Source organism: Sphingobacterium sp. UDSM-2020 (genome assembly GCF_016132525.1).
GTDB classification, from domain to species: Bacteria; Bacteroidota; Bacteroidia; order Sphingobacteriales; family Sphingobacteriaceae; genus Sphingobacterium; species Sphingobacterium anhuiense.
In genome coordinates, this window is sequence record NZ_CP066166.1 from 3,720,540 (window position 1) to 3,746,948 (window position 26,409).

The 26,409-nt window shown below is 37.9% G+C and carries 22 protein-coding genes; 6 read left to right on the top strand and 16 right to left on the bottom strand.

Annotated features, from left to right (window positions below; all coding sequences use genetic code 11):
- Window positions 1-133: 133 nt before the first annotated feature.
- Window positions 134-1,183 carry an alpha/beta hydrolase gene (locus JAZ75_RS15595; protein WP_132771338.1) on the top strand — a complete coding sequence of 350 codons (1,050 nt, stop codon included), beginning with the start codon at window positions 134-136 and terminating at the stop codon, window positions 1,181-1,183.
- 2 nt (window positions 1,184-1,185) lie between these two features.
- Here JAZ75_RS15595 and JAZ75_RS15600 read toward each other — a convergent pair whose 3' ends face one another.
- From JAZ75_RS15600 to JAZ75_RS15610, 3 genes are read right to left on the bottom strand one after another with little or no spacing between them, the layout of a single operon-like run.
- Window positions 1,186-2,388 carry an oxygenase MpaB family protein gene (locus tag JAZ75_RS15600; protein WP_208696546.1) on the bottom strand — a complete coding sequence of 401 codons (1,203 nt, stop codon included), beginning with the start codon at window positions 2,386-2,388 and terminating at the stop codon, window positions 1,186-1,188.
- A gap of 1 nt (window position 2,389) precedes the next feature.
- Entirely contained in the window at window positions 2,390-2,752 is a 363-nt protein-coding gene (locus tag JAZ75_RS15605; protein WP_208696547.1) for a hypothetical protein, read from the bottom strand.
- Window positions 2,734-3,372, bottom strand: coding sequence for a DUF45 domain-containing protein (locus tag JAZ75_RS15610; RefSeq protein ID WP_208696549.1), 639 nt, complete (start codon window positions 3,370-3,372; stop codon window positions 2,734-2,736). The genes JAZ75_RS15605 and JAZ75_RS15610 overlap by 19 nt, the downstream gene beginning before the upstream one ends.
- Window positions 3,373-3,455: 83 nt before the next feature.
- On the opposite strand from JAZ75_RS15610, the gene JAZ75_RS15615 reads away from it, so the two are divergent.
- Window positions 3,456-5,459 carry a M13 family metallopeptidase gene (locus JAZ75_RS15615; RefSeq protein WP_208696551.1) on the top strand — a complete coding sequence of 668 codons (2,004 nt, stop codon included), beginning with the start codon at window positions 3,456-3,458 and terminating at the stop codon, window positions 5,457-5,459.
- A 147-nt stretch (window positions 5,460-5,606) separates the two neighbouring features.
- Here JAZ75_RS15615 and JAZ75_RS15620 read toward each other — a convergent pair whose 3' ends face one another.
- The 5 genes from JAZ75_RS15620 to JAZ75_RS15640 form a co-directional block, all read right to left on the bottom strand.
- Window positions 5,607-6,581 carry a bifunctional riboflavin kinase/FAD synthetase gene (locus tag JAZ75_RS15620; protein ID WP_132771342.1) on the bottom strand — a complete coding sequence of 325 codons (975 nt, stop codon included), beginning with the start codon at window positions 6,579-6,581 and terminating at the stop codon, window positions 5,607-5,609.
- 44 nt (window positions 6,582-6,625) lie between these two features.
- Entirely contained in the window at window positions 6,626-7,363 is a 738-nt protein-coding gene (gene truB / locus JAZ75_RS15625; RefSeq protein ID WP_208696553.1) for a tRNA pseudouridine(55) synthase TruB, read from the bottom strand.
- A gap of 163 nt (window positions 7,364-7,526) precedes the next feature.
- Window positions 7,527-8,342, bottom strand: coding sequence for an undecaprenyl-diphosphate phosphatase (locus tag JAZ75_RS15630; RefSeq protein WP_208696555.1), 816 nt, complete (start codon window positions 8,340-8,342; stop codon window positions 7,527-7,529).
- A 15-nt stretch (window positions 8,343-8,357) separates the two neighbouring features.
- Window positions 8,358-8,588 (bottom strand): DUF3098 domain-containing protein, encoded by a 231-nt coding sequence (locus JAZ75_RS15635; protein WP_021191640.1) that lies wholly within the window; start codon window positions 8,586-8,588, stop codon window positions 8,358-8,360.
- Window positions 8,589-8,590: 2 nt separating this feature from the next.
- The gene (locus tag JAZ75_RS15640; protein WP_021191641.1) at window positions 8,591-9,469 is read right to left on the bottom strand and encodes a cell division protein FtsX; all 879 of its coding nucleotides are present in this window, start codon (window positions 9,467-9,469) and stop codon (window positions 8,591-8,593) included.
- A gap of 217 nt (window positions 9,470-9,686) precedes the next feature.
- Between JAZ75_RS15640 and leuS the strand changes: the two genes are divergently transcribed.
- A complete protein-coding gene (leuS, locus tag JAZ75_RS15645; RefSeq protein WP_208696556.1) occupies window positions 9,687-12,470 on the top strand; it encodes a leucine--tRNA ligase in 2,784 nt (927 codons plus the stop codon).
- Between the two features lie 235 nt (window positions 12,471-12,705).
- Here leuS and JAZ75_RS15650 read toward each other — a convergent pair whose 3' ends face one another.
- The 3 genes from JAZ75_RS15650 to JAZ75_RS15660 are packed head-to-tail and all read right to left on the bottom strand — an operon-like array spanning window position 12,706 to window position 15,068.
- Entirely contained in the window at window positions 12,706-12,987 is a 282-nt protein-coding gene (locus JAZ75_RS15650) for a GNAT family N-acetyltransferase (RefSeq protein WP_132771345.1), read from the bottom strand.
- Window positions 12,988-13,045: 58 nt separating this feature from the next.
- Window positions 13,046-13,810 carry a TIGR03915 family putative DNA repair protein gene (locus JAZ75_RS15655; RefSeq protein WP_132771346.1) on the bottom strand — a complete coding sequence of 255 codons (765 nt, stop codon included), beginning with the start codon at window positions 13,808-13,810 and terminating at the stop codon, window positions 13,046-13,048.
- 1 nt (window position 13,811) lies between these two features.
- Entirely contained in the window at window positions 13,812-15,068 is a 1,257-nt protein-coding gene (locus JAZ75_RS15660) for a putative DNA modification/repair radical SAM protein (protein WP_132771347.1), read from the bottom strand.
- A gap of 236 nt (window positions 15,069-15,304) precedes the next feature.
- Here JAZ75_RS15660 and JAZ75_RS15665 point away from each other — a divergent pair, with 236 nt between their 5' ends.
- A complete protein-coding gene (locus JAZ75_RS15665; RefSeq protein WP_132841587.1) occupies window positions 15,305-15,757 on the top strand; it encodes a GNAT family N-acetyltransferase in 453 nt (150 codons plus the stop codon).
- A gap of 65 nt (window positions 15,758-15,822) precedes the next feature.
- Here JAZ75_RS15665 and JAZ75_RS15670 read toward each other — a convergent pair whose 3' ends face one another.
- The 3 genes from JAZ75_RS15670 to JAZ75_RS15680 all read right to left on the bottom strand — a co-directional run bounded on the left by JAZ75_RS15670 (window position 15,823) and on the right by JAZ75_RS15680 (window position 18,903).
- Window positions 15,823-16,650, bottom strand: a complete 828-nt coding sequence (locus JAZ75_RS15670; RefSeq protein ID WP_208696558.1) for a DUF4846 domain-containing protein — start codon at window positions 16,648-16,650, stop codon at window positions 15,823-15,825.
- Window positions 16,651-16,661: 11 nt separating this feature from the next.
- Window positions 16,662-18,209, bottom strand: coding sequence for a DUF3943 domain-containing protein (locus JAZ75_RS15675; RefSeq protein WP_132771350.1), 1,548 nt, complete (start codon window positions 18,207-18,209; stop codon window positions 16,662-16,664).
- Between the two features lie 106 nt (window positions 18,210-18,315).
- On the bottom strand, window positions 18,316-18,903 hold the full coding sequence (locus JAZ75_RS15680) for a sugar O-acetyltransferase (protein WP_132771351.1): 588 nt from the start codon (window positions 18,901-18,903) through the stop codon (window positions 18,316-18,318).
- Between the two features lie 52 nt (window positions 18,904-18,955).
- Here JAZ75_RS15680 and JAZ75_RS15685 point away from each other — a divergent pair, with 52 nt between their 5' ends.
- A complete protein-coding gene (locus JAZ75_RS15685) occupies window positions 18,956-20,422 on the top strand; it encodes an aminoacyl-histidine dipeptidase (protein ID WP_208696560.1) in 1,467 nt (488 codons plus the stop codon).
- Between the two features lie 472 nt (window positions 20,423-20,894).
- On the top strand, window positions 20,895-23,468 hold the full coding sequence (locus JAZ75_RS15690; protein ID WP_208696562.1) for a TonB-dependent receptor: 2,574 nt from the start codon (window positions 20,895-20,897) through the stop codon (window positions 23,466-23,468).
- 431 nt (window positions 23,469-23,899) lie between these two features.
- Here the strand turns inward: JAZ75_RS15690 and JAZ75_RS15695 are convergent, their stop codons facing one another.
- Window positions 23,900-24,973, bottom strand: coding sequence for a fatty acid desaturase family protein (locus tag JAZ75_RS15695; RefSeq protein ID WP_132771354.1), 1,074 nt, complete (start codon window positions 24,971-24,973; stop codon window positions 23,900-23,902).
- Window positions 24,974-25,237: 264 nt separating this feature from the next.
- The gene (locus JAZ75_RS15700) at window positions 25,238-26,407 is read right to left on the bottom strand and encodes a tetratricopeptide repeat protein (RefSeq protein WP_183914434.1); all 1,170 of its coding nucleotides are present in this window, start codon (window positions 26,405-26,407) and stop codon (window positions 25,238-25,240) included.
- Between the last annotated feature and the right edge of the window lie 2 nt (window positions 26,408-26,409).

The following is a 26,409-nucleotide window of genomic DNA, read 5'->3' on the forward strand; positions in this document are numbered from 1 at the left end:
TGGATTAAAGATACAAGGTGCTCGCGGAAGAGTAAGAGTTAAATTTTTCATTTATCGACTATATATTGAATGGCAGTAAAACAATTTTATAATGATGAGGTTGTATCAATAATTTCTGCTATTTTTAATGTATATGATTTCAAACTTACGTTACTTAATAATACTTGTATTTATATCGTCCTGTGGGATTATGCACAATGTGCCTCTTTCACAGAAGCCGAATTCATTTGATAAACCCAATATTTCCAATTCTTTTGTGGATCAAAACGGGAATTTTTATCCTGATAACTGGCGTAAGACGTACGGCAGCCCACCTAGTAATGGAAAAAGAGATGCTTACTCTTTAATGAAAATCGCGGCAGACAAAGGTATCACGGATGAGCTGACGGGATTTGAAGTGAAAAAACTAAGGGAATTTAAAGAGCGTGTGAAAACGAAGAAGCGCGTTTTTGTGTTTGTTCACGGCTTTAATGCAAACAATGAAGAAGTAAATGAGAGTTACGGTTATATCCAGAAGCTTATTAAGGTCAATGCTAAGGATGATGAGATTGTGCGTTTTTATTGGGACGGGCTATGGACGAGCAATCCTTTTGCCGGGGCAAAAATCTGGTTTACCGCGACTTCGTTTAGTCAGATGGCCGGTGAGTTTGGTTTAAGGCGTGTGCTGAATACGATTTCAAATAAAGATGTCTATATCATTTCACACAGTCGAGGTGCTTCTGTGGTACTGAGTGCATTGGCGGAACCGCATTTCAATGAGAAGTTTGTAAAAGACATCAAGGAAATTCATAATGTTGATGTGGAAAACGCGAAAGAACTCTTGGAGAATAAAAACCGGATTACCTGTATTATGCTAGCTCCGGCAATCGGATTAGCTGATTTTAAATCGCAGGAGGCAGGCAATGACTCCTTCTGCACGATAAGTCCACAGGTGAAAAAAATGCACATTACAATCAATAATACAGATAAGATGCTGAAGAAGTTTTTCGGTTTTTTTGCCGATAAATTTAATCCGACCGACCTGGGCTATAAAGATAATGTGTACAATGAGCTGGTGAAGCAGTATACCTGCTTTGATAAAACAGACTTCTCGGGTATGGAAAGCCATGCATTCAATAGCTATATTCGCAGTCCGAAATTTAAAACGATGCTAAAAGCAAATGGTATTGCTTTAGCGAAATAGTGTTAGTGTTGCTTGTTGTTCTCCCGGTTATTGTAGGTTAAGTAGATTCTCTTGACTTCCAATTGCTCGGCTCTTCCTTTATTGATGAGAAGCTGACGTTGTTGGGTAAGTCTGGACTTGTTATTACGCATTTTGTTTTTTAAAACATTGAGATAGGCTATGGCACCAATTCTGGTGGTGTCGAGGCCTAAAAGTCTACAGGAATAGCTGCCTAGGAGAAAATGGTTATAATAGAGATGAATTTCGCGCATCATTTTACGTCCCAGCGCTGACTCCGGATAATACGCGACTATAGGCTCTTCCTGTAGGGCCTGGGCCAATAACCTGGAATCGGCATCGCCTTCTTTTTGTGTCATGGTCCAGTAGTAAAGCGCTTCAATAGCCTGTTGTTCCGTGTCAGGGAGTAGTTGCAAGGGGATACCTAACAAGTAACCGATATATTTCCAGAGGTGAAGCACTGCTGTTATTTCTTCTGGAAGGATCTGAAATTTCATGCGCTGTAACCCGACGATAAAGACCAGCGAAAATCCCAGGTTGGTGGCAAGCATGTCCCACTGATTGAGCGGTAGGCCCCATTCATTTTTGTCCCAATCCGTCTTCGCCAGAATATTGATCCGTGAGAAAGCATGGATCATGCGGGTTTCCATTACTTTTTGATAACCGATCTGCCCGCTTTTTAAAGCTCCATTTTCCATGATGTCTACCCAAAAGTCTACTGTATCTGCCAGGCGCTTCACGGCTCCTTTTTTTAGTGCACCGGTATAGATAAGTGGTTTATTGATTGCTGCAGATTCGTAACCACCCATGAGGCAGTAGTCGCGCAAGACGATCAGACCGCTTAATCCTGCGCGCTGACTTACTGCGATGCCACTTTCCAGCAGTTCCCAGTTTAACCAGGACGCTGAACTCTCAATCGAGGAGAAAAAAGTGTCAAGTGCTTCTTTATAGGGCTCATCGACATTTTCCGGAGCAACTAAATACGCACGTAGTAATTGCTGTCCCTTGCCAAAACCAACTTGCTGATGGAGCGTTCTGACCAATTCGTCTGCCGGTTCATCGCAGGTGAAGAGGTAGGGCACCAACTTGTTTGCTTCCCGAAGGTCGGGCTGCTTTGGCAGTTTTTTTAACAGTTCTACTCCGGCACCTGCGGTCCAATAATGATGAAAGGAGGAGGTATTTGTTTTGAATCGGCTCGGTATTTCCATCTTAATTGTCTATATCCCAATTCATAAAATTGCCTGTAGCAACGATGTTCCCAGATGTATAGGAGAAATCGAAATCAACGTAATCGGACTGGCAGGAGGTCGTATCACTGCAGCAAAATTGGCGGTCGATGTTGAAGCTGATTCGAAATTTACCTTTCTTTTCGATATCGTTGAAAGTGAAACTCGAGACGCTAAGATCGCCGATCTGCGGTGCGCCATCTTTGTCGGATAGGCTGTCGAATACCGCTTCCTGCAGCTGTTTGCGGTCTTCGGCTGTGATCTGATCGAGCAATAAGGTGAAATTTTGCTTGATTTGCTGTAATGCTGTATCTGTAACCGGTATGTTTAATGTGATTGTTGACATGTTTTTAGTGTATAAGCTAGTTGATGTTCGAGCTGCTGTTCGTCTGGAAAATATGTTGTTCTGATCTTCGGATCCAATAAAATCTGTGAAGCAATGGCTTTAAAGGCCAGGTAATGGAGTTCCGAGACCGATAAGCATGTGATCGATGTGCTAAAAGTAATGTTATGTTCTGCCTGCAGGCTGTAGAGACTCTTTGGTAATGCCCTAAGTTTGATCTTACCCACCAACACATTTAATTTTTCTTCCCAATAGCCGATTTCATCTGCTAGCTGCTGGAGTATAAATTGTTTCTGCCAGTCATGGAGCTGTTTTTGATAAGTTGTCCCTTTACAGTACAAGGTAATGGTTCTGTTTTTAACCAGAATTTTGTTCGAGGTGCTATTCTTGATGAGTTTGAGTAAATAGTTTTGTTGAAAGAGACGAACCGGATGTTCTTGATACTCGACTTCTTCAGAAACTGTTTGGCTATTCTTGTTATTTTTAATAAACTGTTCTAAGGTGCTGATTTCAAAGTCGACGGGAGCAAAAATGCGCGCAAGGCTCGGATGTTGCTCCAAGCGGATTTCTTTGGAATCAGTTGTAATGATTTGATAGTTTTTTCCAGCTATTTCGATTTGCATACTGAAATTAAATGTTCGACCTTGTAAACATAATACTAACTTTTATTAAGTTTGTCATCAAATTAAAACAAATAAACGGTAATATGAAAAAACATTCAGTTCTTGCCGCTTTACTGATGTGCGGAGGAATGCTCTTTGCACAGCAGCAGCCGGCAATCAATACAGCCTTTATGGATAAGAGTGTTCGTCCTCAGGATGACTTTTACAATTTTGTAAATGGTCAATGGATGAAGACAGTGTCGATACCTTCGGATAAAGCGCGATGGGGATCTTTTGACGAGCTTCGTGAAAACACAGACATTGCGACGTTGAAGATCTTGAAAGAATCTTTAAGTACCACTTTTGCAAAAGGTTCTGACGGTCAAAAGATCGGTGATTTATATCGCTCTTATATTGATTTTGATAAACGTAACCAATTGGGCGTAACTCCAATTAAACCTTATCTGGATAAAATCGATGCGATCAAGGATTTTAACGGTCTGTACAATTATCTGGTTGAGGTGACGCCAATCGGTGGCAATCCTTTTTTCGGTGCTTATGTCTATGCACACTTAAAAAATAGTAACGTCAATACGGTTTATTTAGGTGCTGCAAGTTTAGGTCTGGGGCGTTCTTACTACCAGGTTGTAGATGCTAAGAATACGGAAACTTTAGGTGATTATTCTAATTTTATCTCGGCGCTTTATAGTAAAGTCGGTCAGCGTACGCGTGACTTAAAGGGTCCGAAAATTGTTGCTTTTGAAAAAGAATTGGCTAAAAATCTGAAAACAGTGGAGCAGTCCCGTGATGCTGAAAAGCGTTATAATCCGGTTGCTGTTGCTGATCTGAAGAAAATGGTCAAAAACATTGATATTGCCAAATATTTGAAAGATACGGGTTTTAAGGCGGATACAGTGATTGTTTCAGAACTGGCTTATTATCAGAACCTAGACAAGGTATTGAAGCCTGAAAACCTAGAAGCGATTAAGGAGGTCTTGAAATTTAACGTGATGAATGATGCTGCGGCATATTTAACAGCGGATCTGGATCAACTTAATTTTGATTTTTGGGGTAAAAAATTGAAGGGTCAAAAAGAACAACGTGCGTTGGAAAAAAGAGGAGTTGAATTTGTCAACAGTGTGGCAGGTGAGCTTTTGGGTAAACTTTACGTGAAAGAGAATTTCCCGCCACAAGCAAAAGAGCAGGCAGAGGAATTGGTCGGTTACCTGATCAAATCTTTCCAGCAGCATATCAATGATCTGAAGTGGATGTCGGCCGATACGAAAGTAAAGGCTTTAGAGAAACTTTCGAAATTTAATGTGAAGATCGGTTACCCAGATAAATGGAAAGATTACACTACGTTAAATGTGGGTACTTCTTTATTTGATAATATCCTGAGCGAGCGTAAATGGGCTTTTGCAAAGAATTTGGATAAGCAAGGTAAACCTGTTGACAAATCGGAATGGGGTATGACACCACAAACTGTCAATGCTTATTACAGTCCTTTGTTTAATGAAATTGTATTCCCTGCAGCGATCTTACAGCCTCCATTCTATGATTATAAGGCAGATGCAGCAGTTAACTTCGGTGGTATCGGTGCGGTTATCGGTCATGAGCTGTCTCATGGTTTTGATGATCAAGGAGCTAAATATGATGGAAACGGTAATTTGAACAACTGGTGGACCGAAGAGGATAAGACGAAGTTTGAAGCTTCTGCTGATGCATTGGTAAAACAGTTTGAAGCTTATGAACCGGTACCGGGTGTGAAGGTGAATGGCCGTTTTACTTTAGGTGAAAATATAGGTGACTTAGGTGGTTCTTCTGTTGCTTTCGATGCCTTGAAAATGTACCTGAAAGATAAAGGTAACCCAGGTCTGATTGATGGATATACACAAGAACAACGTTTCTTTTTATCGTGGGCTACGATCTGGAGAACTAAAACAACGGATGAGTTTGTTGTGAACCAAGTGAAGACAGATCCGCATTCGCCAGCTCAATATCGTGCTTTTGCGCCGATCATCAATTTAGATGGTTTTCATGACGCATTCGGTACGAAGGAAGGTGATAAATTATTTGTCCCTAAAACGGATAGAATTGTGATCTGGTAGTTCTTATTTGTATAGGAAAGATCGAGATTAAAATAGAAAGCCCTTACAGATTCCTGTAAGGGCTTTTCTATTATTTTAGTTAAGAGGGCTAGAATTTTTTTAATTTCTGAGTGTTCTAGCCATCTCACTTATTATTTAAGTAACTTTTTAAAAAAGTAATGCTCGGATCTGTTTTTCATCTTCCTGGATCTGATCTTTCATTTCCTGTAAGGAGTCAAAACGTTCGTCATGACGGATGAAATGCAGGAATTTTACGCGTAATGTCTTCCCATATATATCATCATTGAAATCAAATAAGCTTATTTCAATGCTTCTGTTCATTCCATCGACTGTTGGTCGGGTACCAATGTAGCCCATTCCTTTAGCAATTTTGATTGGCTGTATTTCTACGTATTCGCCTGTGGTAATATTTTGTAAATGATCGAAAATATGAACTTCAACAGCATAGATACCGTATGCAGGAATTAATTTGTGCTGTTCGTGCACCTGCAGGTTGGCAGTCGGAAAACCGATTGTACGGCCGATTTGGTCCCCGCGGATCACTGTTCCTGTTAATTCAAACGGATAGCCCAAGTAAAGGTTTGCGGTCTTGATATCACCGGTAATCAGTGCAAGGCGTATACGTGTTGACGATACTGCAACGTCGTTGATGTCCTGTTCGGGAATCTGTTCCACCGAGTAGTCAAAAATATCAGCGTACTGTTGCAGATCTTTTAAGCTTCCACTTCTATCTTTCCCGAAATGATGATCGTATCCGATCACTATTTTCTTTGTGCCGAGTTTTCCGACCAGTACATTGCTGATGTATTCTTCAGGTGTCTGGTTTGAGAAATCGCGTGAAAACGGTGTGATGATTAAATGGTCGATATCCAATTCAGATAGTCGGCTCACTTTTTCTTCTATATCATTGATAAGACGTAAACTGTCATCATCCGGATTGATAATTAATCTAGGGTGAGGGTAGAAGGTTAACAATACGGTCTCACCGTTAATTTTTTTAGCGCATTCTTTTAGATGAGTTAATATTTTTTGATGACCGATATGGACACCATCAAATGTACCGATGGTAACAACTGCATTTTCCAATGCTTTAAAATCATCTAAACTTCTATAAATTTTCATTTAATGAAATATTTTTCGAGAAATTAATCAATAGAAATCAATCGTTATAATTGAGGTTCTGTGATACTAATTTCTTTGTGAGCCTTTATTTTTTGAATTAATTCTTCTAGGTTCCAAGCATTTTCAACTTGGTAATCGCCACTTTTCGTTCTTCTTAGTGAACTTAAATGTGCACCACTGCTAAGCGCTTTTCCGAAATCGTACGCCAGGGAACGAATATATGTTCCTTTGCTGCATGATACTCTGAAATGAATGACCGGCATTTCTATTTTTTCGATGATAAAGCTGTTAATGGAGACTTTACGTGTTTTTAACTCGACTGTTTCGCCACGGCGAGCCTTTTCATAAATACGTTCTCCGTTTATCTTGATTGCTGAATGTGCTGGTGGATATTGGTCGATATCTCCTTCGAAGGTTTTCGCTGTATCGTGGATCATCTGTTCCGAAATATGATCGATCGGAAAGGTTTCATCAACTTCTGTTTCCAGGTCGTAAGAAGGGGTAGTACCACCTAAGGTGATGGTTCCTGTGTATTCTTTATCTTCAGCTTGATAGCTGTCTATTTTTTTTGTGAATTTACCTGTACATACAATTAGTAAACCGGTAGCTAGCGGGTCTAATGTACCTGCATGGCCTACTTTTATCTTTAATGGTTTAATGGAGTTACGAATTTTCCCCACCACATCAAAGCTAGTCCAGGTCATTGGCTTATCTATCAGTAACATTTGTCCTTCGGCAAATGAAAATACCTTTTCTATTTGATCTTTCTCGTTATTTTCCATTCATTAGTTCAATTGCACTAGATCATTGATTTTGTTTTATTTGCTGAATCTCGTTAAAAGAAGATTTTAGTAAAACAAAGTCAAGCTGATTTTGTATTTTTTTGCAAAGGTACTCATATTATTTTTCACCATAGCGGGTAAAAGTAAGCGTAGCGTCAAAGTATTAGTTATTCCAGAAGAATACTAATAAAGCAATACCAATAATAATGCGGTACCATCCCCAGAATTTAAACCCGTATTTCGTTAAGACGGTAATAAATGATTTAACTGCGATCATAGCGACTATAAATGCGACAACATTGCCGACAATAAAGACGATGATATTTTCATTGCTGGCAAATATCATCTCATAACCTTTCTGCGCATGTGCTGTTCCTTCGCCCCATGTTTTTACAAATACGGAGTAAACTGTTACAGCAAGCATAGTCGGAACTGCTAAGAAGAATGAAAATTCTGCTGCTGCTCTACGGTCTAATCCTTGCGTCAAACCACCGATAATAGATGCTGCTGAACGGGAAGTACCTGGCATCATGGCTAAACATTGCCAAAAACCTATAATTAATGCTTTCTTAATCGGAATCTGTTTTTCATCCAAGATGGTTGGATTCTTGAACCATTTGTCAACAAATAGCAGGACAACACCACCTAATACCAAGACGGTTGAAATAGCGATTTGATTGCCTAATACGGCTTCGATTTTATCATCCAGTAGTTTTCCTAAAACCAGTGCCGGAATAACAGCAATAGCTAGTTTGTAATACAGCTGGATATTTTTGATGTCGAAAAATTTCTTCCAGTAGAGAACTACGATGGACAGGATGGCGCCAAATTGGATAGACACCTGGAACATTTTGAGGTATTCACTTTCCTGCATACCCATTAAGGCTGCAGTAAAGCCCATATGGGCTGTAGATGAAATCGGAAGATACTCAGTTAATCCTTCTACAATCGCTAGAAGGATGGCTTCAAATAAGGACATAGTGTAATTCTACTTTTATTTAGATTTTGGTTTGTAAAGAATGGCTACAAAACCCAATGCAAAACCAAGTACTATGACGATGGGAGCTAACGTGATTTTAGTAAAACTATAGATATCTGTGTTACCGCTCATAAGCAGGAAACCGATGATAACGATAATGATACTAACAATAAATAATTGATAATTCAATTTTCCGAAAACAAAAGCACCTTTGTTTGTCGTTTCAGATTTTTTGATTTGAGCCATTTTTAACTGTATAAATCGTTAGATTTTGCTTTTAAATATTTGGTTACGGCAAAGTATGTACTTAAGCCAGAAATTAGAATTCCGATTGCGATGACCACGATAAAGATCGCGGCAAATTCGTACCAGTTTCTTAAAAATACCAGTTCTGGAATCTGCTGCTGTGCAAACTTCAGTGTGAATATTAATAATAGGATGGCGATAAGCGAGCCCAATAGTCCATGAATAATACCGTAGGTGATGAATGGTTTACGGATGAAGTTTTTGGTTGCTCCTATTAATTGCATGCTTTTGATCAGGAACCGCTGTGAATAGATCGCCAGACGGATGGTATTGTTGATGAGGGCTACTGCAATCACTAATAAAATCGCGGCAAACGCCAATACTACAATACTGATAATGCGTACATTTTTATTGACCATATCGATAAGTGATTCTTGGTAAACCACTTCTTTGATTCGGGTGTTGCGTGATATTTTGTCTATAAAGGTTTTGATACTATCCGAATTGGCGTAATCTTCTTTCATGTATACGTCAATAGAAGGAAGCAATGGGTTGTGGCCTAAGTACTGTACAAAGTCTTCGCCTAAATCTTCTTTCAATGATTTTGCAGCTAGTTCTTTGCTAATATATTCTGTACGTAAGACATACTTATCTTTCTCTAGATCCTTTTGCAGTGAAAGTACATCTCCTTCATTGGTGCCATCGTTAACGATGACATTGAGTACGATGTTTTCTTTTACGTATTTCGATAGATTCTTTGCGTGAACAAGTAATAAACCTAGCAATCCAGTCACTAAAAGGACTAGAGCTATACTGATAACAGTAGAGACGTAAACTGATTTTGTCTTTCTTTTTTGCGTGCTTGATTCGTATTCTGACATAATAAGCAATAAAAATTTATTTGCGAAAGTAATGATTTGAGGGGATTTATTCGAATTATTCTTGTAATAACTTTCTTGCGGAAGTATGAAAATTCGCTATATCCTTTGTAATTAACTTTTCAATACTATCATTTATTGTTTAAACTACAAAACTTTTCTTACAATTCGCTATTAAAATCGTAATTTCGCAAGTCTTACAAAATTCCTCAATACAAAAATGGAGTACAATCACAAATCGTTAGAAAAAAAGTGGCAAAAATTTTGGGCCGATCATGAAACATTCAAATCTGCGGATACACATGAAAAACCGAAATATTATGTTTTAGACATGTTTCCTTATCCTTCTGGAGCTGGACTGCACGTCGGTCATCCACTTGGTTATATCGCTTCGGATATTTTTTCAAGATATAAACGTTTAAAAGGTTTTAATGTTTTGCATCCTATGGGATATGATTCGTTCGGTTTACCTGCAGAGCAGTATGCCATTCAGACGGGACAACATCCAGCGATTACGACTGAGGCAAATATAAACCGTTACCGCGAACAATTGGATAACATTGGTTTTTCTTTTGATTGGAGCAGAGAGGTACGTACTTCCGAGCCTTCTTACTATAAGTGGTCGCAATGGATTTTCATGCAACTGTTCAATTCTTGGTATAACAATGATTCGGATAAAGCAGAGTTAATCGATACTTTAATTAGTCGTTTTGAAAAAACTGGTTCAGAGAGAATTAATGCTGTTTGTGATGATGATGTATTAACATTTACAGGAGCGGAATGGCTTGCCTTTGACGAAGAAAAACAACAGCGTGAGTTGTTGAAATACCGTATTGCGTACTTGCGTGAAAGTACCGTGAACTGGTGCGCGGCATTAGGGACAGTGCTGGCGAATGACGAGGTGATCAATGGTTTTTCTGAGCGTGGCGGTCATCCGGTGGAGCAGAAGAAAATGATGCAATGGTCGATGCGTATCACTGCCTATGCTGACCGTATGTTGCGTGGTCTGGAACTTGTGGACTGGCCAGAGCCTTTGGTGGAGATGCAACGTAATTGGATCGGTAAATCGGTGGGTGCATTAGTGAAATTTCCAGTTCCACAGTTGGAGACGAATATTGAAGTGTTCACCACCCGTGTCGATACAATATTTGGTGTTTCATTTGTAGTATTGGCTCCGGAGCATGAATTGGTTTCAAAATTAACGACTGCTGATCAGCAGGCTGCAGTTACTGCATATATTGATAAAACAAGTAAAAAATCGGAACTGGACCGAATGTCTGATACAAAAACGGTGTCGGGTGCGTTTACAGGTTCATATGCCAAACACCCGATTACGGGAGAGGATGTTGCGATCTGGATTGCTGATTATGTATTGGCGAGTTACGGTACAGGTGCTGTAATGGCTGTTCCTTCGGGCGATCAACGTGATTATTTGTTCGCAAAGCATTTTGATCTACCGATTGTCAAGATTTCTGACTCGCAGCAGATCGAAGAGGAAGCGGATGGAAATAAGGATGGTAAATATATCAACTCTGATTTTATGAACGGCTTGAACTACCAGGAAGGTGTGGCAGCTGTAATTGCAAAGTTGGAAGAATTACAATTAGGAAAAGCTAAAATTAACTACCGGATGCGTGATGCGATCTTTGGTCGCCAGCGTTATTGGGGTGAACCGGTTCCCGTTTATTTCAAAAATGGATTGCCTTACTTAATAAAGGAAGAAGAGCTTCCTTTGTTATTGCCTGAGGTGGACAAATACTTACCTACTGAAACGGGTGAACCACCTTTGGGACGTGCGGAAAACTGGAAATACGAAGATCAGTACGAGTATGAATTGAGTACAATGCCAGGATGGGCCGGATCTTCTTGGTACTGGTTCCGTTATATGGATCCTCAGAACACAGAAGCTTTTGCTTCGAAAGAAGCGGTAGATTACTGGAAAGCTGTTGATTTATATATCGGTGGTTCTGAGCATGCTACAGGTCACTTGCTATACTCACGCTTCTGGAATAAATTTTTGAAAGATTTAGGTTTCCACAATGAGGAAGAGCCTTTCAAAAAACTGATCAATCAAGGGATGATCCAGGGACGTTCTAATTTTGTATACCGCTTATTAGGCGATGAAGGAAAAGCAACAGATACGTATGTTTCTTATGGTTTGAAAGATCAGTACAACACGATTCCATTACACGTGGATGTTAATATTGTGGTTAACGATGTGCTGAATCTGGAGAAATTTAAAGCGTCGAGACCAGATTATGCCGCTGCTGAATTTATTTTGGAAGACGGTAAATATGTCTGCGGAACGGAAGTGGAGAAAATGTCTAAATCAAAGTTCAATGTTGTCAATCCTGATGATATTATCGAAGCTTATGGTGCAGATACACTACGTTTGTATGAAATGTTTTTGGGTCCGTTGGAACAGGCAAAACCTTGGAATACGAATGGTATTGAAGGTGTTTACAAGTTCTTAAAGAAAGTATGGCGTTTGTTCCATGATGCTGAAGGTAACTTTGATGTATCGGATGCGGAACCTACAAAAGCGGAATATAAAGCTTTGCATAAGATTATAAAAAAGGCGGAGGATGATATTGAACGTTTTTCATTCAATACGTCGGTTTCAGCTTTTATGATCTGTGTGAATGAGCTTACTGATCTTAAATGTAATAAACGTGCTATTTTAGAACAGCTGGTTGTTGTACTTCAGCCTTATGCACCGCATATTTCGGAAGAGCTGTGGTCGTTATTGGGTAAAGAAGCTGGATCGATCTCGTATGCGACTTATCCGACATTTATTGCTGATTATTTAGTGGAATCGGAATTTGCATATCCGGTATCGATAAACGGTAAGATGAAAATGAACTTATTGTTGGCATTGGATCTAGACGCAAAAGCTGTTGAAGAAGTTGTTCTGGCCAATGAAGATGTACAGCGCTATATGGACGGTAAAGCATTGAAAAAGCTTATTTTTGTTAAAGGGAAGATTATCAATATTGTAGTTTAATCTAAAAACGCTATAATCATATAAAAAATGCGCTTTTGATTTATTCAAAAGCGCATTTTTATGTTTTATACTATTGTTCCTTTATCGTTTATGATCGCTGAATTTTTATTCTGGCTCTTGCTCTTACACTGCCAGATTCGGTTATCAAGGTATAGGCACTTTTCGCATTTGATTACTTTCAGTTCTATATTTCTAACTTTATAACCAGAACTGTCTTGAAACCTGAAAGCAGGTTTTAAAACAATACATCTTGAAATGCTTCAGTTTTATCAAATACAGATTTTGCAAAAGGGCAAAGGGGCATGATCTTCGCATTTTTTTTGCGGGCATAATCAACTGCTTCGAGTACCATCTTTTTGCCGACACCATTGCCGTTAAATTCCGGGTGTACTTCGGTATGATCAATAATGAATTTGTCTTCTCCAGCCCAGGTATATTCCATCAAACCAGCTTCTTTACCATCGATTTCTGCGATTATTTGACCCTTCTTTTCGTTTTCAATGTTTTTTATAGTCATCTCTTTTTAATTTAATAAACAGCTAATTTCTGCCTTTGGTTTTTTAAAAATAAGATTTTTATAACAAATTTTTTTCATTTAAATATTTCCAATAACGTTTTGGTAGACTCTGAACATGTAGTTTTGTGTTTTTTCGTTCCTTGATATTGACTGATTCAAAGTAGTTTTTCCAGAGATCACTGTAGCGTGATTCTTCTTCGTCTAAGTGAATTTCGATTTGATTTTTAGCTAAAGTATCGCTGAATTTAACTTCTGTTACTTCCATTAAATCATAGTAGATACCATATTTTCGCTTCAGATCATAGATAAGCCATTTTTGGTCTGCATAGCGTTCTTTGAAAAACTTCACAATTAGCGGTAGGACATTAAAATCAGGTTCTAGATTAGCAAAATATAAACCATCTTTCATTTTTTGAAATCTGACAAATGCTTTTACCCGGTGTCTTTCTCTGGAAACAGAGCGAACAATTTTTTTTATCTGTAAGATATCGTCATGGCCATAGTTTTGATTGGCTTTGGATTCTGATCTAAAATAGTAAATAATACTTCGCAATATCAAAAGTTCTCGATCTTTGATTTCTGAAAGATGGACATAATAAAGTTCTTGGATCCCCTGAAGACCTATTTTCTTTTCAAGACCGAGGAGTACGCGTCTGGCTTTTTCATTATCTGTGCTGATCAATTCTGGAGCAGTAAAGAGGCCCGTTTGGCTAGATGAAGCATGTTGCTGTATAGCGCCGACCTGCCATTTGTACTCAAAGGAGCAAAAGACACATGTCATTAGTCCTGACCAGGTACCATCGTAGTTCAGTGTTTTTAACATCTTAGAAAAGGGTTAATTGTTGACTGTCGTTTTTAATGTACTTACTGCTGGATTGTGCCAGAATATATTGTTTGATATGGGATCCGGGCTTGTCCGCATAGAGTTGTTGAAAACCGAGACAAGTAATAAAATACTTTGCCCGATTGGTGGCTACTCCTAGCTTTTGCAGGTTTTCGAGGCGTAATGGACCGAAGCGTCGAGCCAGAATGATCTTTTTAGCAGACTGTACACCAATACCTGGTACCCGCAAAATAAAATGATAATCTGCTTTATTGATATCGACAGGGAAGGCATGTTGATTGCGTAATGCCCAGCTGAGTTTTGGATCGATATCGAGATCTAGCAAGGGATGGTTGTCATTGACAATCTCGTCTGCCCTGAAGCCGTAGAACCGCATGAGCCAATCGGACTGATACAGTCTGTTTTCGCGTACCATAGGAACTGCAGTGCCAATTTCGGGCAAGCGCTTGTCGTAGGAGATGGGTACATAGCCTGAATAGTAGACACGTTTTAAATGATAATTTTTATAAAAATGCTGTGCTGTTTGGATGATATGTTTATCTGATTCGCCGGAAGCGCCAATAATCATTTGTGTACTTTGTCCTGCTGGAGCGAATGTCGGTGTAGATTTGATGATCTTTCTTTCCTCATTTGTTCTGATAATTTCATTTTTTAGATAGCGCATAGGAATGATCATATCTTCCCGGCTTTTATCGGGCGCTAAAAGTTTGAGTCCTTCTTTTGTTGGTATCTCGAGATTGATACTCAAACGGTCGGCATACAATCCAGCTTCATGGACGAGCTCATCGCTTGCTCCAGGAATGGTTTTTAGGTGGATATAGCCATTGAATTTATGTTCCAAACGTAATTTTTTAGCGATGGACACTAATCTTTCCATCGTATAATCGGCATTTTTAAATATACCTGAGCTTAAAAATAGTCCTTCTATGTAGTTCCTCCGATAAAAGTTGATCGTCAGATCGACGACTTCCTGTACGGTGAATGCCGCCCGTTCGATATCATTGCTCTTTCGTGATACGCAGTAAGCACAATCATAAATGCAATGATTGGTTAACAAGATCTTCAACAAGGAAACACAACGTCCATCTTCGGTATAAGAATGACAGATGCCGCCTTGATTGGCATTTCCGATTCCTTTATTTTTATTAGCTCGATTACTTCCGCTCGAACTGCAACTTACGTCGTATTTGGCGGCATCGGCTAAAATATTAAGTTTTTGAACTATACGATCTGACATAATGCTGTTAATTTTAGTAAATATACTAATATTGTTAGTTACCTATGTCGGTTGCGATAATTTATAGCAAATTATTTTATTTATGATATCAGAAATAAAGGAGGTTACTCGGATTTTGTAGCTTACGATGCGATCAATATTTTTAAAGGGTTTTTAAATTTCCTACCTTGTATCTGAATTTTTAAGGGGATGTGCATGTACGAAGTTTTGGAATTAAATTCTTCAGTAAGGATAGTATGGAAATAGATAGCTTATATATTGAACAGGTTATTGCAACGAGGACTTGGAAATTACGTCAGCAAGTACTGTATCCGGAAGGCTCGTTAAAGGATGTGATGATTGATGCGGATTTTGACGGGACGCACTTTGCGGCGACCATAGCAGGGGAGCTGATAGGGGTAATCTCTGTGTTTAAGATAGAAGAGGGGCACTATCAGTTTCGAAAATTTGCGGTTCTTCCTCAGTTTCAGGGAAATGGTATAGGTACTGCACTATTCAAATCTGTTGTTGACTTTTGTCGGCTATGGAATGGTGTTTCGCTTTTTTGTGATGCACGGATAGCAGCTGTTCCTTTCTATGAAAAACTAGGAATGCATATTAAGGGAGAGCACTTTTTCAAGAAAGAACTTGAATATGTTCGCATGGAAATCGGTTTATTTAATCAGAGCAGACATCAAACTGGTATATAAAGTGATTAGGTTGAGTGAAGTCGTATCGCATCTAAAGCGCTATTTGCCGCGAACGTAACGATGTGCTAATTCCAAGTTTTTAAGTTTTGGGGGTAGAATTTCCATTCAGGTGTTCTGATTACATCACCAGATAAGACGTACCAAGGGCTTAAAGATTTGTTAACGGGATTATTGATAATCTGCAATTCCTGTGCAGGCATATAACTTTGAGCCATTAAAACCAGTTTCTGACCATTTTTAGGGTTTACGGCTATATCGACAATAATAATAGCATGTCCAATCGGATTTCCTTTTTGGACGAAGGTATCACCTATTTGGACATCATCCATGGATTTGACAGTTGTCAGTTCATCGTGAAGGGAGCTTGTATTGGCATAAGCAAAAATATTCTCTAGGTATTTCCAGTATTTTGGATAGGTGTAATCTCCAGCGGCAAATTGTTCATAATAACGAGGTTTACCATCGGACAGAAAATTGAAATGAATATCTTTGTATTTCTTATTTTGGTATAAATAGTCAGCTCGCAACCGCATGACAGCATCTGCACATTGATGTAGGTCTCTTTTTCCTATGGGCAGATCGATTACACTTGCGTAGATGTCTCTTCTATCTTTTGTTCTTCCATTATAATAAGTCACAAGTGACTCAATAGGTTTGAGAGGGAGTTGCTGTAAGAAATAACCAAATTCATTTTTTTTGTAGTTTTCTCTTTCGTAGCCAACCGGGGGGAGGAATCTGTCTTTAATGGTTTTACCCTGGGGATCTATCAATTTCTGATTATAACCATCAACCACATGCAACTGTTCGGGCTTATCCTGAGATTTATTTTGATTGGATGATGCTGTACAGCTCATGAGGACAAAGGGGACAGAAATGAGGTATAAGATCTTCATGTGTTTTTTTGTTAAAATAAAACATTGTATCCCAATGAGAAACGTGCAAATGGGTAGCTTTTGTTGATATCAGGATAGTCTTTGAAATTACCTTCTAATCTAAAATAACCAGAATTCATGTTTAAAGAGAAGTTTTTCAATAGACGTAGACTGCCACTAATCGATGCTGTATGTAAAAAATAATGGGATTCATTGCCACTTAAGGTAACAAAATAACCACCATGGTATTGTGCTCCGAATTTAAATCTGTTCAGCACACTGATTTCTCCTGAACCGCGGACATCGACACCTGGTCCGTAATTGTAATTACGGCTTTCTCCAAAGAGGAGGTAGGGATCAGGAACTGCTGCCAGTATGACAGGACCACCACCTATAGTTGTTGTTAAGCGATTCTTGCCTCCTAAACTAAAGTTTGATATGACGTTGTAATTCATACTTTGTGCTCCGTAGAAGAAGGCTTCATTATGATAGAAGTCATAATTTGCAGAGAGGACGCCGAGATGTCTACCCGGAAGATTTTTGATAATGCGTTTTCCGTAGAGTGACGCATATACGTTTACGGTGTTGACAAATGAGCTGTCGTCTCCGCCAACCTCCAGATTGACATAGAAATCATCAAACGGTTTTTTGTTTTCAATGTTGTCATTGGTATAGATCAAGCTTAACCGAACAAAATAATCTGTTTTTCCTTTTGTGATAATGTCTAGGTCTTTTGTATCAAAACGGCGGAAACCAAAATCGACCTCGGCTTTGACTTTAGAAGAATCAATAACAGCTCCTTTTACGACTCTTCCCCAACGGCCATCCAATAAACGATTTAGCCCGTTGACTGGATTAATGAAAAAAGCTAATACTTCTTTTCCTTGCCGCTCGGCTAAGGAACTGGTCGGTCTGGACAGTACATTTTGTGAAATACGGTGTGTGATTTCCCCCAATATAATGCCGCCATAGGTTGTGTTTACTAAATCATTGATTGAAGGGGCCTGTGTCTCTCCTGCAGTTTCCCAGATAAAGCTTCCTGCTAAAGTGGCAAGGGAGGATTGAAGAAAGCTATAGTTGTTGGATCTGAATGCATTAAAATACAGTTGACCGTGATAAGGGTGGGCAATTTGATTTGTAGCAAATGCATTGTCGTCCCATGCCCATGCACTTGGTTTAAGATGTTTGAACCAGTTGTTTAATGTGATGTGCGAGTAGGGATCTTTTCTGATGAAGTAGTTGAAAGAAGCTGGTAATGCCTGAAACATGAACCATTCGGTCGCCGCTCTTGCAAAGTGTTTCCGAGGGTTGTGATTGATGGTATCCTGGTAGTTTGGAATCTGATAGCTCTTATTTACATAACTTTGCTTTACAGAGTTATTTGAATAAGGAGTGACCTGAGTGTTGCTGATGACCGTATCGGTGTTATATTTTTCATTTAAAGGTTTAAATTTGTTTACGGTATCTCGATATTCCTGTATATATTCTTGTGCATAAAGAGGTCGTGCAATAGTGATAACCAATAATAGGAGGGGCAAGATAAAAAAGGAAAGAGAAGCGCGCTTCGTTGTTGTAATCATATCTATACTTCAGGCTTAATTTCTTAAACAAGTAATAAACTTAAATAGTTTTAAACTTAATCGGAAAAATATTACTGTTACGCAATCAATCTTGACTTAAGTTTGATTATTCTGAGCCTGCTTTTGTCAGATCCAGTCTGTCTGCTTCCGTAATTGGCCGAATGATCTGACATGGGTTTCCTGCGGCGATGACATTGGCCGGTATGTTTTTGGTGACCACGGAGCCGGAACCAACAATACTGTTTTCACCGATCTCTATGCCTGGATTAACAATAACATTGCCTCCTAACCAGACATTGTCTGCTATGTTGATCGGTTTAGAACATTGCCATCCTTTTGCGCGGTCTTCAGGATGGATCGCATGAGTGGACGTAAATAATGAAACATTCGGGCCGAATAAGACATTTTTACCAATTGTAATCGGAGCAGCATCTAGCAGAGTGCAGTTATAATTGGCGAAAAAATTGTCGTCTATAGAAATGTTAAAACCATAGTCGCAATAAAAAGGGGGTTCAATAAAAAAACGGTTGGATTTCGTGTTAAGTAGATTTTTAATGATGATCTGTCTTTCTTTGAAAGATTTTGGTTCGGCATCATTAAATTTCTTTAACTGCATTTTTGCATGGAGTCGTTTCTCGAAAAGCTCTTTTCCAGATTCACGATAATATTGATTCGTTAGATTCTTATTGTCCATGGGCCGAAATTACTTCAAAAAAACTAACTTTGTTGTTGAAATAGAAAAAATTATGGCAAATAATAATTTAGATACCTTAGCTCCTCAAGAGCTATGGGCGAATTTTTCTGCATTGAATGCAGTTCCACGTGCTTCGAAGAAAGAAGAACGTGTTATCGCATTTATGATAGATTTTGGTAAAAGCTTGGGTCTTGAGGTTACTGAAGATCATGTTGGGAATGTCCTGATTAAAAAAGCGGCAACTGCTGGTATGGAAGACCGTAAAACGGTCGTACTGCAATCCCACTTGGATATGGTTCATCAAAAAAATAACGATACTATTTTTGATTTTGATACGCAGGGGATCGATATGTTTGTGGATGGTGATTGGGTAAAGGCAAAAGGCACGACTTTAGGTGCAGATAACGGAATTGGCGTTGCTACAATTATGACCATTTTAGCTTCCAAAGAACTGGAGCATCCTGCAATCGAAGCCTTGTTGACGATTGATGAAGAAACGGGTATGACTGGAGCAATGGGGTTGCAAGGTGGTGTATTGACTGGAGATATTTTATTAAACCTGGATACGGAGGAGGATGATGAACTTGATATCGGGTGTGCAGGTGGGATTGATGTAACAGCTACTAAGTCTTATCAAGAGGAGGCTAGTCCCTCTGGAGCTGTTGCTTTTGAAATTGTTGTCAAGGGCCTTAATGGCGGTCATTCAGGAATTGAGATTCATAAAGGTTTGGGGAATGCGAATAAAATCATGAACCGCCTTTTGTATAAATCTTATGATGAGTTTGGTTTACAGCTGGCAACTCTAAATGGTGGAAGTCTACGAAATGCAATTCCGCGTGAGTCTACTGCAACGGTAATTGTTTCTTCTGAACATGAGGATAATTTTGCGTCAGATTTAGCTCCTCTTATTGAAGCTATTAAAACTGAGTTTAAAACAGTAGATGGTGGATTGACAATATCAATTGAAAAATTAACTACTGTTCCTGCTGCTGTTCTTTCTGCTCAAGATCAGGAGTTGTTGATCAATGCAATCTATGCGGCACATAATGGTGTTTACCGTGTGAGCGCAGACTTTGAAGATCTTGTGGAAACTTCTAATAATATTGCCAAAGTGAGTGTTGGCGATGGAAAAATGAGTATTAAATGCTTGACACGATCATCTGTTGAAAGTTCTAAAATAGATTTAGCCCAATCTTTGGAAGCTGGTTTTTCAATAGCTGGATTTGATGTTGTATTTTCAGGATCTTACCCTGGATGGACACCAAATGCTGATTCTGAAATTTTAGAAGTTTTGAAACGTATTTATATTGAACAGCATGAAGAGGAGCCAAAGGTGGTTGCGTGCCATGCTGGACTGGAATGTGGTATTTTGGGAACAAATTATCCTGAAATGGATATGATTTCCTTTGGACCAACTATTTTGGGTGCGCACTCTCCGGCAGAGCGGGTATCTATTTCTTCTGTTCAGAAATATTGGGAATTTGTGAAACAAATTTTAAAAGAAATTCCTAAAAAATAGGATATTGTATCAAAAATAAGAAAAGGCTTAAATTTAATTTTAAGCCTTTTTTTTGTTTTCTCTATTGCTATTTTAATAAAGTTTGTATATATTTACTTTAGATCGATTTTAATTAAGGGGGCATAACCTCTTTTATTTAAAATAACCTTCATCTTCATGTTTGGCATTCCCATGCTACTGCTGTAAAATCTTCTTTAAGAAGGCCTGACTTTCATTTATTCAAAAAGGACAAAGTTTTATTCTGACTAGAATTGCCAATGTGGTAATTTAGACTAGTTTTTGTGATTAAATATTCAAAATATATCCTTGTGTTTTTATGACTTTAAAATATATTTATTTGTTTAATGCTATTTTATCAAAATTTTAGGTGTCAAAAAAGATGTTTTAACATATTCATTTCATGTTAAAATTAGTTAAATAGATATGGGAGTTTTACTTTTGCAGCATCAAAACTATATCAAACACATCTTACATGAAAAAGTCTCTACTTTTTTTTGCTCTTGCTGTAGCGAGTTATGGAACTATCCATGCACAAACAACAACAAGCAGTGTTACAGGGATTGTAAAACAATCTACTGGACAAACAACGACAGGTGCAACTATTAAAATTACGCATCAGTCAAGCGGAGCCACCTTCAGCGGATCGGCAGATTCGAATGGACGTTTTAACATCGCAAATCTTCAAGAGGGCGGACCTTACAAAATTGAAGTTACCTACATCGGTCAAAAACCAGTTGTTTACGATAATGTCTTCTTGAAAGCCGGTGAAGCACTACAATTAGATCCTGTTTTTGCAGAATCATCTGAAACAAATTTAGGAGAAGTTGTTGTTGTAGGTCGTGGTTTAATTGATATCGCGGAAGATCGTAAAACTCCGATCGCTGTTTCTACAATCTCGAAACAAATCATCGAAGAAAAAGTGGGTGCAATGGATATAACTGCTTCCATGGTCAATACACCTGGTGTATACGTATCTGGTCAATCAAAAGGTTTTGGTGAATCTTCCATGACAACACGTGGCTTTGATCAATCTAACACAGCTTTCTTATTAAATGGCCAACCGATCAATGGTATGGACAATGGTCGTGTTTTTTGGTCTAACTGGAGTGGTTTGTCAGATATTGCTTCTTTAGTACAAATTCAACGTGGTTTAGGTTCTTCAAAATTAGCGATCTCTTCAGTAGGGGGTACGATTAACTTTGTGACTAAATCTACAGATATGCAACAAGGTGGTTTTGTTAAAACAACTATCGGTAACGATATGTTTGTAAAATCTACGATTGCTTATAACACCGGTTTGATGAAAAGTGGATTTGCAGTATCTGCAATGGTAACTGGATGGCAAGGAAATGGTTACATGAAAGGTACTGAAGGTGCCGGTCAAAACTATTTCTTATCTGTTGGTTATAAAGTAAACGAGAAGCATAACTTAAATTTAATGGTTACAGGTGCTCCACAATGGCATAACCAGGGTTATACTTCTGCATTGAAAAACTTCCTGGATAACGGAAGAAAGTATAATGATAATATGACTACTATCAACGGGGTAGAAACTAATCCTCGTAAAAACTACTATCATAAACCGGTTGCTAACTTAAACTGGGATTGGACTATTGATGATAAATCATCATTATCTACTGTAGTTTATGCTTCTATGGCTCGCGGTGGCGGTCAGTCTAAACGTACTGATGCTTCTAAAGAAAAAGTTCCCTATTTAGCTGCTGACGTTAATAACCACCAATGGTATGGTGTGGTTTCTAACTATAACCGTAAATTGAGTGATAACTTGAACTTTAATGTTGGTTTTGATTTACGCGACTATAAGGGTGAACACTACAGACAGGTTACGGATTTATTAGGAGCTCCAAGCATCTCCCATAAAGACAATGTAAATTTACCTGGCTTAACCGTTACTTCGAATGAATACTCGACAAACCCTTGGAAAACATGGGGAGATAAACCTAAAGATGCCAAAGACCGTTTAGCGTGGGATTATGAACAAATGATCAGATATGCTGGTTTATTTGGACAATTAGAGTTTGCGAAAGATGGTTTTACAGCTTTCTTTCAAGGTTCCCTTTCTGGTCAGCAAAACAGTAGACAAGATTATTTCCTTTATAAGTTAGGTGAAGGTAAATCTAAAGATGTGAACAATTTAGGCTACAATGTAAAAGGCGGTGCAAGTTATACATTAGGTAACCATACCATCTTTGGTAATGCGGGTTATTATTCTCGCCAGCCATACCAAAACAATATCTTCATGAATTACATGAACGATGTTAATCCATATGCTGTTAATGAGAAAATTCTAGGTTTAGAGGCTGGTTACAAATTTGCCTCTGAGTATTTTGATGTTAGCGTAAATGCATACCGCACGACATGGGCTGACCGTACAACAGGAAGTTCTTTTACAGCTGCTCAAAAAGAAGTTGACAAATATGGTATTGACAAAGTACAGGTCGGAAGTTTAATCTATAACACGAACTATGGTGTAAAACAAGATCACCAAGGTATGGAGTTAGAGTTATTAGCTCGTCCATTCCGTGGCTTTGAATTAAAAGGTTTTGCTTCCTTAGGTAAATGGGAATATGATGGTGATGCTATAACGATTGTCCGTAATGAAAATCGTGAAGTATTAGAAACTACAACGAGAGATTTAACAGGTGTTAAAGTTGGTGAATCTTCTCAGACGAGTTGGGGTTTAGGTGCTAAATACAAAGTCTTAAAAGGTCTTTCTGTGGATGCTGATTATAGACGTTATGAAAATCTGTATAGCTCATTACCTGCTAATAGGCCTACGATGAAGTTACCAAACTACGATTTGTTAGATGCAGGTGTATCTTACAAGGTTGTTTTGAGTGATAAAAATGCGATCAGTTTCCGTGTTAATATGAACAACGTATTAGACAAATTGTATATCTCTGAAGCGACTTCAAATGTTGAGTCTAAAGCTAATGCTGAGTACTGGAAAGGTATTGATACCTCTAACTATGTGTTAATGGGATGGGGACGTACATGGAATGCTTCTGTGAAATTCACGTTCTAAGCGAGTACAAAAATAAAACATAATTATACTTCTTCAAAGCCGTTGCAATTTATTGCAACGGCTTTTTTATTTTTCGGCTTCATTACCACCAATGCTTGCTTGTCCTTTACTTTGTCATTATTTAAGGCTCCTGATCAATGTGCTTATCCTACAAGCTGAAATTTTGGAAATCTATTCTTTATTTCTTTGGTGTAATTAGTAATGATTGATAAACCTTTAAGCATGTGTAAGATTATAGGGATAATGCGATGGAATTGTTGTATTGGTATTGTGAAGTTTGTGGGGTAGTGGCGTAATGCTATTGCCATAATGGGATTTCGGTGGTATAAAATAAGGATGTATTAATGTAATTTCCTTGATGTTATTATAGGAAGCAAAAAAAAAGGCTAAACATCAACTGCTTAGCCTTTCTATATTTTTTAATGTTATATCTATCTTGACATGGACTGAATCACACTCACATGTGATTTGAATGCTGAATTGAATGTTTTGTATTCAAGATATTTAACATTGAACTCCAGACAGGTTTCTCTGACCAATTTATTAATCGCGGGATAGTGGATGTGACTTATCTTAGGGAATAAATGATGTTCAACCTGATAATTTAAACCACCTAGAATCCAAGTTAGAAATTTATTTTTTGTAGCAAAATTAGCTGTAGAGCTCAATTGGTGAATCATCCACTCATTTTCCATTTTTGTTGGGTCTGCAGTTTCTTCTATGGCAACAAATTCTGTTTCAGTTACGACGTGCGCAAGCTGGAATACGGTTGCTAAACAGATACCACAAGCGATACCTGAAATTAGTAACCCAACTAATGTTGGTAACCATCCTACCACTAAAACTGGGATAACGATGAAAATACTGATGTGAATAATTTTACTTACCCAAAAGATCACTTTTTCACGTAAAGGGAAATCGAATGATTTCTTTTTGCTTCCCATGGCTTCAAGAAAATATTTCTCATAATCTTGATAGAAAATCCAAGCTAAGTAGGAGATGCTATATAGAACCATAAAATAATATTTCTGGTAGGAGTGATGCTTTTTTAATTCTTGGTCTTTATGCACACGCATAAATTTGATATCAATATCATGATCTTCACCTTCAATGTTGGTATAAGTATGATGTGCAATGTTGTGCTTCAATTTCCAAAAATAGATATTCCCACCCATTAGGTTAAGACTGTAGGATAGGGCGCTGTTTAGTCTCTTACTATTAGAGAATGTATCATGTCCGGCATCGTGCATCACATTGAATCCGATTGCAGCAAAATTTATTCCAAGTAAAATTAATACAACAACACTGATTAACCAGTGGGGTTGAATTACAATTAATGTGATGTAGAAAGATATAGCGGTTACAAACAGGATGATTGCTTTTGTTAGTACTCTTTTTTCTCCTGTTTTTTGGATTTTATTAGTTTTGAAATAATCGTTAATTCTTTCCTTTAAAGATTTAGAAAATAATGTATTAACATTATTAAATTTTATTGTTGTTTTCATTGAGATCGTTTAACTCTGTTAAAAAATAATAGTAAAAATTAGGTTTACATACAGAGCTTAAATTATAATTTTTATAAAGATAACAAATATTTTTTTTAATGATGTTAATTTAAGTTAAAGCTTTTAAAAACTAATTATAGCCCAACCCCAGCTTTTTAGAAGGTCTGAGGCGATTCAAAATATGTTTTCTTTGTGGATCTCTATGAAAAACAAGAAGGGGATTGCAATACATGCAATCCCCTTCTTATTAAAGATTAAGTAAACTTAGTTTAAAGCGTTAATTTGAGCTGTAATTTCAGTTGTCTTAGCTTCATCTTGCATGAAAACATAGTAGTTTTTCAAGTTAGTCAAAGCATCTACATTTTTAGGTTGTAATTGTACCGCTTTTGTTAGATAAACTAAAGCAGGTTTAATTTCTTCCTTAATTTTAGCCACTCCTTCGTTGTATTTTGCTTGGCTCAATGATCTATCGTTGTTTAAAACATTTAATTTTTCACGTACACCATTCATCATTGTGATTGCAATATTTGTATTTGCTTCAAAATAATCAGGATCTACTGCTAAAGCCTTTTTATATGCTTCAATTGCAGCAGCATCATTTTTATTTGCTGAATGAGCGATTCCTAAATAGTAATTTAAGCTTTTGTTATTTGGATCTTTTGCCAATTGCGCAGTGATGCCCGCTAAAATTTCTTTTTCGCGACCAGCAATCAAATTAAATTCAATATTTTGAACCGCAGCTGCATTGTCATCAGGATACATTTCTACTGCTTTTGCTGCATAATCCAATGCAGAAGCGGTATCTTTAGCTGATAAATATAATTTTGGTAAGTCTACAACAATTTGTTTATGTGAAGAAAATTCTTTTGAAGGAATAAGCTCTTTATATTTCGCAATTGCTTTGGCATAATCGTTACTTTGAAGAGCTGAAATACCACCATAATAGATTAATGTTGTATCACCTGGCAAATATGTCAATGCTTTTTCAAAAGAGTCATATGCTTCCTTGTATTTTTGACCTTGATATTCTTCAGCACCAAGATTGAAGTTGAATTGACCTAATACTTGTTCAGAGACACGAATATTATCTTTATTTGCGCCATCTTTATCCAATTCTTTAGCTTTAACAATTGCATCTTCAGCTTTTTTAGCCTCATCAGCAGACTTATCTAAATTAGCTAAGTTTGCATAAACCAATGAATAGATTGTCCATGCCTCTGCATTATCTTTTGTTTTCTCATGAACAACAGCTAAATCAATAGCCTCTTGTGCAGTTTTCAAATTTGGCAGTGCCAATTGTGGCGTACCTGCACCTTTTAGCTCTTCGAATTTTGCTATACTTGTTTTTGCCTTATTAACATTATTTTTTTGTGCATAAACAGATGTACTTGCTGATGCAACAGCTGCCAATAATAATAATGATTTAATGTTCATCT